9 protein-coding genes and 1 pseudogene are annotated in these 8,155 nt (G+C 69.3%); 5 read left to right on the forward strand and 5 right to left on the reverse strand.

The genetic code is table 11. The features are described 5' to 3' along the window. The 3 genes from ACFQ36_RS18215 to ACFQ36_RS18225 all read left to right on the forward strand — a co-directional run. Positions 1 to 363, forward strand: a 363-nt coding sequence (locus ACFQ36_RS18215; protein WP_377016182.1) for a PEP-utilizing enzyme, incomplete at its 5' end; no start/stop codon positions are given. 108 nt (positions 364 to 471) lie between these two features. Continuing rightward, positions 472 to 816, forward strand: a complete 345-nt coding sequence (locus ACFQ36_RS18220; RefSeq protein WP_377016184.1) for a P-II family nitrogen regulator — start codon at positions 472 to 474, stop codon at positions 814 to 816. Between the two features lie 346 nt (positions 817 to 1,162). After that, the gene (locus ACFQ36_RS18225; protein ID WP_377016186.1) at positions 1,163 to 1,618 is read left to right on the forward strand and encodes a DUF3237 domain-containing protein; all 456 of its coding nucleotides are present in this window, start codon (positions 1,163 to 1,165) and stop codon (positions 1,616 to 1,618) included. A gap of 414 nt (positions 1,619 to 2,032) precedes the next feature. Here the strand turns inward: ACFQ36_RS18225 and ACFQ36_RS18230 are convergent, their stop codons facing one another. The 5 genes from ACFQ36_RS18230 to ACFQ36_RS18250 form a co-directional block, all read right to left on the reverse strand. Then, entirely contained in the window at positions 2,033 to 3,421 is a 1,389-nt protein-coding gene (locus ACFQ36_RS18230) for an MFS transporter (RefSeq protein ID WP_377016188.1), read from the reverse strand. A gap of 12 nt (positions 3,422 to 3,433) precedes the next feature. After that, positions 3,434 to 3,724, reverse strand: coding sequence for a Dabb family protein (locus tag ACFQ36_RS18235; protein ID WP_377016190.1), 291 nt, complete (start codon positions 3,722 to 3,724; stop codon positions 3,434 to 3,436). A gap of 1 nt (position 3,725) precedes the next feature. Next, the gene (locus ACFQ36_RS18240) at positions 3,726 to 5,384 is read right to left on the reverse strand and encodes an FAD-dependent oxidoreductase (protein ID WP_377016192.1); all 1,659 of its coding nucleotides are present in this window, start codon (positions 5,382 to 5,384) and stop codon (positions 3,726 to 3,728) included. A gap of 69 nt (positions 5,385 to 5,453) precedes the next feature. Further along, positions 5,454 to 6,224 (reverse strand): SDR family NAD(P)-dependent oxidoreductase, encoded by a 771-nt coding sequence (locus tag ACFQ36_RS18245; RefSeq protein ID WP_377016194.1) that lies wholly within the window; start codon positions 6,222 to 6,224, stop codon positions 5,454 to 5,456. A 180-nt stretch (positions 6,225 to 6,404) separates the two neighbouring features. After that, positions 6,405 to 7,208 (reverse strand): IclR family transcriptional regulator, encoded by an 804-nt coding sequence (locus ACFQ36_RS18250; RefSeq protein ID WP_377016196.1) that lies wholly within the window; start codon positions 7,206 to 7,208, stop codon positions 6,405 to 6,407. A 225-nt stretch (positions 7,209 to 7,433) separates the two neighbouring features. Between ACFQ36_RS18250 and ACFQ36_RS18255 the strand changes: the two are divergent. Together ACFQ36_RS18255 and ACFQ36_RS18260 are read left to right on the forward strand one after the other, a co-directional pair. Further along, positions 7,434 to 7,589, forward strand: a pseudogene (locus ACFQ36_RS18255) (FAD-binding protein); the annotation flags it as partial. 104 nt (positions 7,590 to 7,693) lie between these two features. Continuing rightward, on the forward strand, positions 7,694 to 8,155 hold a 462-nt coding region (locus ACFQ36_RS18260), incomplete at its 3' end, for an FAD-binding protein (protein WP_377016198.1).

Genomic DNA, 8,155 nt, shown 5'->3' on the forward strand with positions numbered 1-8,155 from the left:
GCGGGGGCGACGGCGGGCGGCGCGGCCGGCCGGATGGTCCTCAGCGGCAGCCCGGCGTCGGCCGGCACCGTCACCGGGAAGGCCCGGGTCGTCCTGGACCCGGTGGGTGCCCGGCTGGAACCGGGCGAAATCCTGGTCGCCCCGTCCACCGACCCAGGCTGGACGCCGCTGTTCATGACCGCCGGAGCGCTGGTCATGGAGATGGGCGGCGCCATCTCGCACGGCGCGGTGGTGGCCCGCGAGTACGGCATCCCCGCGGTGGTCGGCGTCCCGGACGCCACCGTGCGGCTGGAAACCGGCCAGACCGTCACCGTGGACGGGTCCGCCGGCACCATCACCGTTGACGGTGCCGCCGACGGATAGGCCCGGTCGCAGGCCGGGACCGGCGGCCGGGAACAGGCGGTTCCGATCCGCAGCGAAAACGCGTACGCTGGCGCCAGCCGGTCCTGCGGCCCGTCGGAGGAGCCCACCATGCAGCTGATTACCGCCATCATCCAGCCGGCCAAGCTGGAGGACGTCCAAGCCGCGCTGAAGGACCTCGGCGTCAGCGGGATGACCATCACCCAGGTGGCCGGCGTCGGCCGCCAGGGCGGCCATACGGAAACCTACCGGGGAGCGGTGGTCACGGTGGGAACCGTGCCCAAGGTGCGCCTGGAGGTGCTGGCCGCGGACGGGGACGTGGACCGGATCATCAACGGGATAGTGGCTGCGGCCCGCACCGGGCACATCGGCGACGGCAAAATCTGGGTGGTGCCGGCCACCCATGTGGTCCGGGTCAGCACCGGGGAGCAGGGCATTGAGGCGATCCGGTCCTAGAATGCCGGGGTGAGGGTCTTCTATCCGCTGTGGATCCGTTGCCAAGGCCGCCGGCTCGGGCTGGCGTGGCAGACGGACGATGGCGATACGTGGGACCTGGACGGGCTCGAGGGCCTGCTGGAACTACCGCCCGTTGACGAGACCTGCGCCCGGCTGTTCAACGCTTGGAACCTGTTCAACACGGAGGAGGAAGCAGCCATCGGGGAGGTCCTCGAGCGGGGCCGGATCATCCTCGCTGGCCACCTGTGGCGCGTCGGGCCTTCCCACCGCTCGCAGGCTCGCAGCGGGGGCCTCGGCGCTTGCTTCCGTCCCTGCAGCTCATGCACGCCGTCCTATGATGGAGGCCATGATCACCCCCGAATTGGACTACCTTGCAACGCTCACCGTCAGGGTCGGCGGCCCGGCCGATATCGGGCCCGGCCCGGCGGGCTATCGCCGCATCATTCCCATCCTGGGTGGCGTCGTCGACGGACCGGCGCTGAAGGGGAAAGTCCTGCCGTACGGAGCGGATTTCCAGCTGCTCAAGAGCGACACCGTGACCGAGCTTGAGGCCAAATACGCGATCGAAACCGACGACGGCGAGCGCATCTACATCGAAAACTTCGGCCTGCGTACCGGCTCCAAGGAGGATATCGAGAGCCTACTGCGCGGGGAGAAGGTGGATCCGGCGCGTATTTACTTCCGCTGCGCGCCCAAGTTCACTGCCGCGGGCAAATGGGAGTGGCTGAACTCGAAGATTTTGGTCGGCACCGGCGAGCGGCATCCGGACAGCGTGGTGGTCAACGTCTTCGTGGTGAATTGAGGCCTGGGTGCACGGCGGCGCCGGTACCGGTGCGGGTACCGGCGCCGCCGTTTTGATGGAACCGGAGTTACTACGGCAGTTGCGGGTCCACGCCGAAGTGCTCGGCCAGTTTGGTGATGACGACGCGGGCACTCTGGATGCTCACGGACGCAAACGAACGTCCCGTCGTCAACCGTGACCACATAGCCCTCCGGCCGCGGGAAGGCCATGCCGGCCATAATCTCGCCGATGCCGGCGCCGGTCCCGGTGACGACGGCGGGCGGCCCCGGAGGGGAACCGCCCGCCGTCGTCACGGCCGGTTGTCGACCAAGCGTGTCTCGCTACGGTGCTGGTCTCGATGCGGCGGCGAGCGGCCTTACTCGACCCAAGACGCCTAATCGACAAGCGTGCGTGGAGACACGACCAGCGGGTGGATCAGGCGCCGAGCGGGGCGTGCCGGGGGTTCTCCTGCGGCACGGCCGCACCGGAGCGCCTGCGCTCCATGGCCCGCAGGTACGGTTCGCCCAGTTGGTCGATCGGGGTGGCGGCCGTTTCCCGGGAGGCGTAGGCGGCAATGCCGGCAATGACCATGCAGGCCGTGCCGAAGACGGCTACCGGCACCCAGCCATTGACGCCCTCGGTGAGCAGCAGGCCGCCGATCATCGGGCCGAAGCCGGCCACCAGCAGGCCCAGCTGGTTGCCCAGCGCCATGCCGGAGTAGCGCACCGGAGCGGCGAAGAGTTCGGCGAAGAAGGACGGCCAGATGCCGTTGAAGCAGGAGTACAGCAGGGTCATATTCAGGAACGCGGCGATGAAGACCAGCGCCAGGTTGCCGGTGGACAGCGCCCAGAAGTACCCGAAGATGCTCACCGAGCAGCCGGCGGCGGCGGTCAGCACCATGGGGCGGCGGCCGATCCGGTCCGAAATCCGGGCCGCGGCCGGCATCGCGAACATGGACAGGCCGATGGCCACGGCGTTCACGGTCAGGATCTGGGGCCGTTCGAAGCCGGCGGTGCCGGTGGCGTAGGAGAGGCCGAAGACGGTGAAGATGGTCTGCATCACCGACATGATGGACATCGCCAGCACGCGCAGCACGTCGGCGGCCTGGTACTTGAGCACGTCCCGCAGCGGCAGCTTCTTGACCTCGTCCTGGCACTGCGCCTCCGCGAAGACCGGGGTCTCGTCCAGGTGCGTGCGCACCCAGTAGGCGATGGCCAGCACCACCACGGAGAGCCAGAACGGAATCCGCCAGCCCCAGGCCATCAGCTGCTCCTCGGACAGCGCGGTGATCGGGATGAACACCAGGGTGGACAGGACCATGCCCGAGGCGTAGCCGGTCATCACGAAGCTGGTAAAGAAGCCGCGCCGGCCTTCGGGGGAATGCTCCAGGGTCAGCGTGGACGCTCCCGCGGACTCGCCGCCGGCGGAGAAGCCCTGCGCCAGCCGGGCGGCCACCAGCAGCACCGGGGCCCAGAGGCCGATCTGCCCGTAGGTGGGCAGGAAGCCGATGCCCAGCGAGGCCAGGCCCATGATGCCCAGGGTCAGCAGCAGGATCTTCTTCCGTCCCAGCCGGTCGCCGAAGTGGCCCATGACCATGCCGCCGACCGGACGGGCCACGTAGGCGACGCCGAAGGTGGCGAAGGCCGCGATCAGGCCGACCGTGGGATTGTCGGAGGGGAAGAACAGGTGGGGGAACACCAGGGCGGCAGCGGTGCCGTAGATGAAGAAGTCGTAGTACTCCAGCGTGCTGCCCAGGAAGGAGGCCAGGGCGGCCTTGCCCGGGGTCTTGCGCTGGGCAGGCGCGTGATTGGCTGCGGTTTCCATCGTGATGCTCCTTTACAGCTGGAAGTCCACCGAGAGGATCTGCTCGCTGTTGGGAAACGAGTAGGCCTTCAGCGGCTCGTGCAGCGGGTGGGTGTTGTAGCCGGCGATGTCCTCGAGGCGCTCGAAATCCGCCACGATGGCGTAGTCGAAGGAGCGCTCCCGGCCCAGCATGTCCGGGCCGTGGGTGAGGCTGAGCAGGCCGGGAATGTTCCCGGCCATCCGGTCCAGGCCTTCGATCCAGGCCTGCTTGTCCGCCGGCGGGAAGCCGGGCTTGAACTTGAACAGCACGGTGTGGCGGATCATCTCAGGCTCCAATCAGGGTGCCGGCGGGGACATACGCCGGGTCCTGGCCGGCGAGCGTGCGACCGGCGAGGTAGCCCATCGTCATGATCGGCCCGAGGGTGGCACCGGCGCCGGGATAGCCGGCGGCGTAGGCATTCTCGGTGGTATTGCCGGCGGCGAACAGGCCGGGGATCGGCTCCCCGTCCACGTCCAGCACGCGGGCGGACCCGTCGGTGGCGATGCCGCCGTTGGTGCCGAAGGCGCCGTTGACCACCTCCAGGGCGTAGAACGGGCCGGCCTGCAGCGGGCCCAGGGACGGGTTCGGCCACGGGCAGTCGGCGTCGCCCCAGTACCTGTCATACGCGCTCATCCCGCGGCCGAAGTCCGGGTCCTCGCCCCTGACGGCGAATTCGTTGAACCGGGCCACGGTGACCGCCAGTTTGTCCGCCGGGACCTTGATCTTCGCGGCCAGTTCCGCCAGGGTGTCCGCCTCGATGAGGTAGTCCGGGGTGGGCAGGCCGGCGCGGTGGGCCAGGATGCCGTAGCGCTGCAGATAGGAGTGGTCGAAGACCACATGCGCCGGGGTGTTCAGCGTCTGGTTGTTCGCCGAATCCCAGGACTGCAGGCACCGGGCCAGGTCGTTGTAGTTCTGCGATTCGTTCGCGAAGCGCTCGCCGTGGCGGTTGACCATGATCGAGCCCGGGCCCTGGCGCTCGAAGCGCAGCAGGGTGCCGATCGCCTCGCCGTCGCGCATGTCGCCGGTGACGGACATCGGGGCCCACCAGGCCTCGCGGGTGCCGCGGGTCATCGCCCCGATGCGCTGGGCCATGCGCAGCCCGTCGCCGGTGTTCGTCGGCGGCGAGCACTGGGTGTGGAGCCGGGAGGCCAGCATCGAGTCGACCAGCTGTTTGTCCCATTCGAAGCCGCCGGTGGCCAGCACCATGCCGTCCCTGGCCGTGACGGTCTCGCCGGTGGCGAGCACGACGCCGGTGACCCGCCCCGCTTCGGCCAGCAGGCGCTCGCCGCGGGCGTGGACGGCCAGGGCGGCGCCGTGGCGTACGCAGGCGGCCAGCAGCATGGAGACCAGGGCCTGGCCCTTGGCCACGAAGCCGTCCGCCTGGCGCCGGTTCAGGTCCTCCCAGGGGAATTTGGTGAAGGCGCCCCAGTTCTCGTATTCGGCCATGGTGAACGGGGCCCGGCCGTCGGAGCGGACATGGGCCTTGAGCGCGCCCAGGGCCTCGGTGCTGTTGAACAGCTCCGGCTCCACCGTGCGCCCGCCCTCGACGGCGCCGGGCAGGTCCTGGCGGTAGTCCGGGAAGTTGTCCAGGAAGATGAACTTCACGCCGAGCTCGTCCTCGGCAAAGCGCAGCATCGTGTCGCCGTAGTCCAGGGCTGCGTCCATCAGCTCGTCGCGGCCGCGGCCGCGGGCCACCGCGCGGACGTATTCGGCGGCCGCCTCCTTGGAATCGGCCAGGCCGGCGGCCCTGGCATGGTGGTTGTCGGCGATCCAGAGCATGCCGCCGGAGACGGCCGAGGTGCCGCCGAGCAGGCCGGACTTCTCGAGCACGATGACGGACTTGCCCGCGCGGGCGGCGGTGGCCGCCGCCGTCAGGGCGCCGGCGCCGGAGCCGACGACGACGACGTCGTAGGCATCGGAAGGGATCCCGTTCAGGAACTGCATGGTCTTTCCTTGTCTGTCAGGCAAAGGGGTGGCAGGGGTGCTCCGGGGCCGGAGCAGGGGGTACGGCGGTCAGACGGCGGTGTAGCCGCCGTCGACCACCAGTTCGGCGCCGGTGGTGAAGCGCGATTCGTCGGAGGCCAGGTAGAGCACGGCGTAGGCGATTTCGTCCGGCTCGCCCTGGCGCGGCAGCGGATTGCTGCCGACCAGCTGCCGGTAGTAGGCCTCGGCGCCCATGGGGGACTGTTCGGCGGAGCGGCGGCTCATCCGGGTGTTCATGGAGCCCGGGTGGATCGAGTTCACCCGGATGCCGTGTTCGCCGTAGGCCGCGGCGTCCGACTTGGTCAGCAGCCGGACCGCGCCCTTGGTGGCGTGGTAGAGGGGGACGCTCTTCCCGCCGGTGATGCCGTGGATCGAGGAGAAGTTGATGATGCTGCCGGTGCCGGCTTCGATCATGGCCGGCACCGTGTGCTTGGTCATCAGCCACACGCCCTTGACGTTGACGTTGAAGAGCAGGTCGAAGTCCTTCTCATCGGCGGTGTGGGACGGGCCGGACGGGCCGATGATGCCGGCGGCGTTGACCAGGATGTCCGCGAAGCCCAGGCCGGCGAGCACGGCCGCCACGGCGGCGGCGACGCTGTCCGCATCCGTCACGTCGACGTCGTATTCGGTGACGTTCGGGTGCTCCACGGCGGCCGGGGCCCCGGCGACGTCCAGGCTGGCAACCGCCGCGCCGTGCTCGGCCAGCAGCCGCACGGTGGCACTGCCCAGGTCCCCGCGGCCGCCGGTGACGATGGCGGTCTTGCCGGCCACGCGGCCCGTGGCTTGGACGGTATGGTTCATGTCCTGCTCCTCATGCCGCCGCGGTGCGGCCGGTAGGTGTGTCGAATCTGGCCCCGGGCAGCACAAATCGGGGCCTGTTCTGGATTCGGGTCCGGCGGGGGCTGCCCTTTTGTGTTGCCCGGATGGGGGTTCCGCGTCTGGGTCCAGCGTGGTGCAGAACACAGCCGGGCAGCAGGGCGATTACCGATGAACGGGAATCTTTATGGTCTGGTGCACCGTTCCCTTGAGTTCGCCGCGCCAGCCCAGGGTGCGGGAGATGCCGCGGGCCGCGGCCTTCAGGACCGGCACCGTGGCGGCGGTGTTCTCCTCGTGCGCCGGGACAATCACGTTCAGGGCGGCGACGGCCTGGTTCTCCGCGTTGAACACCGGCACCGCGATGCCGCTGGACTCGGGCACGATGATCCCGCGCATGGCCGCATAGCCGCGCTGCCGGATCTCGGCCAGGTGCCGGCGCAGCTGGGCGGGTTCGGTAATGGTGCTCTCCGTATATTTGGTCAGCGGAGTGGCCAGGATCCTGTCCTGGTATTCCTTGGGCGCATAGGCGAGCAGCACCAGCCCGGAGGAGCAGGCGTGGATGGGCAGCCGGCCGGCAATTTTGGCAATGTTCAGCGCGGAGGACCGGGCGCTCAGCCGCTCGATGTACAGCACCTCGTCCTGGTCCAGCACGCCCAGGGTGGTGTGGTGCTGCACCACCGAGTGCACGTCCTCGCAGAACGGAAAGGCCGCCTCGCGCAGCCCCAGCATGGACGAGCTGCGGGAGACCAGTTCCCACATCCGCACCCCGATCTGCACCTTGCCCCGGGGTCCGCGCTCGAGCAGGCCTTCGGCGAGCATTTCGTCCACGAGCCGGTAGGTGGTGGTCAGCGGCAGTCCGGTCCGCCGGGCCAGGGCGGCGACCGGCATGGCGGTGTGGGCGGCGTCGAAGGCGCTGATGATCTTGATCAGCCGCCGGATGACGGATTCACCCGAGGGGGAGTTGGCCACTGCGCCTCCAAGCCGTGCACAAACCGGAACCAGCTCAGGATATCCCGTTCATCGGCAATGGGGCTCACGTCACAGCGCAGGCTCGGGTTGAGTGGAACGGTCAAAGTTTGCAGCGTGGCACCCGGCCGGTACTGGAGCCGGCGGTCCACAGTGATGGGAGTACGGTAAATGGGCAGCAAGCCGGTGGAATGCGATGTGCTGGTGGTCGGGTCCGGCGTGGCCGGGATGGCTGCGGCGCTCAAGGCCGCCAGCCGGGGGCTGAGCGTGATCGTGGCGGAGAAGGAGAAGTACTTCGGCGGCACGACGTCGATTTCGGCCGGCTGGGCCTGGGTGCCGGGCAACAAGGCCGGCGCGGCCGCCGGCGATACCCGCGAGGAGGCGGAGAAGTACCTGAGGCACCTCGCCCCGGACACGTTCAATGCCGAGGGCGTCAGGGCCTTCCTGGACACCCGGAGGCGCTGGAGTTCTTCGAAAACGAGACGGCCGTGGAGTTCGTCTACCCCCGGAAGGCCCCCGAGTACCAGATGGACCTGCCCGGGGCCAGGCTGGGCGGACGCGCGATCCTGCCCAGGGACACCGATGCGCGGATCCTGGGGGAGCGGCGCCTGGACATGCAGCCGTACCTGTCCTCCTACACCGTCTTCGGCTACATGCCGCAGGTGGGCCCGGACATCAACGAATTCTTCCACGTGAACCAGTCGGTCAAGTCCTTCGTCTATGTGGCGCGCAAGCTGCTGCGCACCTGGTTCGACGCCGCCCGGTACAAGCGTCCGGTGCTGCGGTCCAACGGCAACGCGCTGATGACCCTGATGGCCAAGAGCGCCCTGGATGCCGGGGTGCGGCTGTGGAAGTCCTCCCCGGTGCTGGAGCTGACCCGCGGCGGGGACGGGGCCGTGACCGGCGCGGTGCTCGGCGGCGAGCACGCCGGCACCGTGCACGCGCGGCTG

This window comes from Arthrobacter sp. GCM10027362 (assembly GCF_042679445.1).
Taxonomy (GTDB): Bacteria; Actinomycetota; Actinomycetes; order Actinomycetales; family Micrococcaceae; genus Crystallibacter.

Bases quoted from the DNA above. Each gene is read 5' to 3' on its own strand.
- ACFQ36_RS18220 (WP_377016184.1), top strand. From the start codon at position 472: ATGCAGCTGATTACCGCCATCATCCAGCCGGCCAAGCTGGAGGACGTC.
- ACFQ36_RS18225 (WP_377016186.1), top strand. From the start codon at position 1,163: ATGATCACCCCCGAATTGGACTACCTTGCAACGCTCACCGTCAGGGTC.
- ACFQ36_RS18230 (WP_377016188.1), bottom strand. From the start codon at position 3,421: ATGGAAACCGCAGCCAATCACGCGCCTGCCCAGCGCAAGACCCCGGGC.
- ACFQ36_RS18235 (WP_377016190.1), bottom strand. From the start codon at position 3,724: ATGATCCGCCACACCGTGCTGTTCAAGTTCAAGCCCGGCTTCCCGCCG.
- ACFQ36_RS18240 (WP_377016192.1), bottom strand. From the start codon at position 5,384: ATGCAGTTCCTGAACGGGATCCCTTCCGATGCCTACGACGTCGTCGTC.
- ACFQ36_RS18245 (WP_377016194.1), bottom strand. From the start codon at position 6,224: ATGAACCATACCGTCCAAGCCACGGGCCGCGTGGCCGGCAAGACCGCC.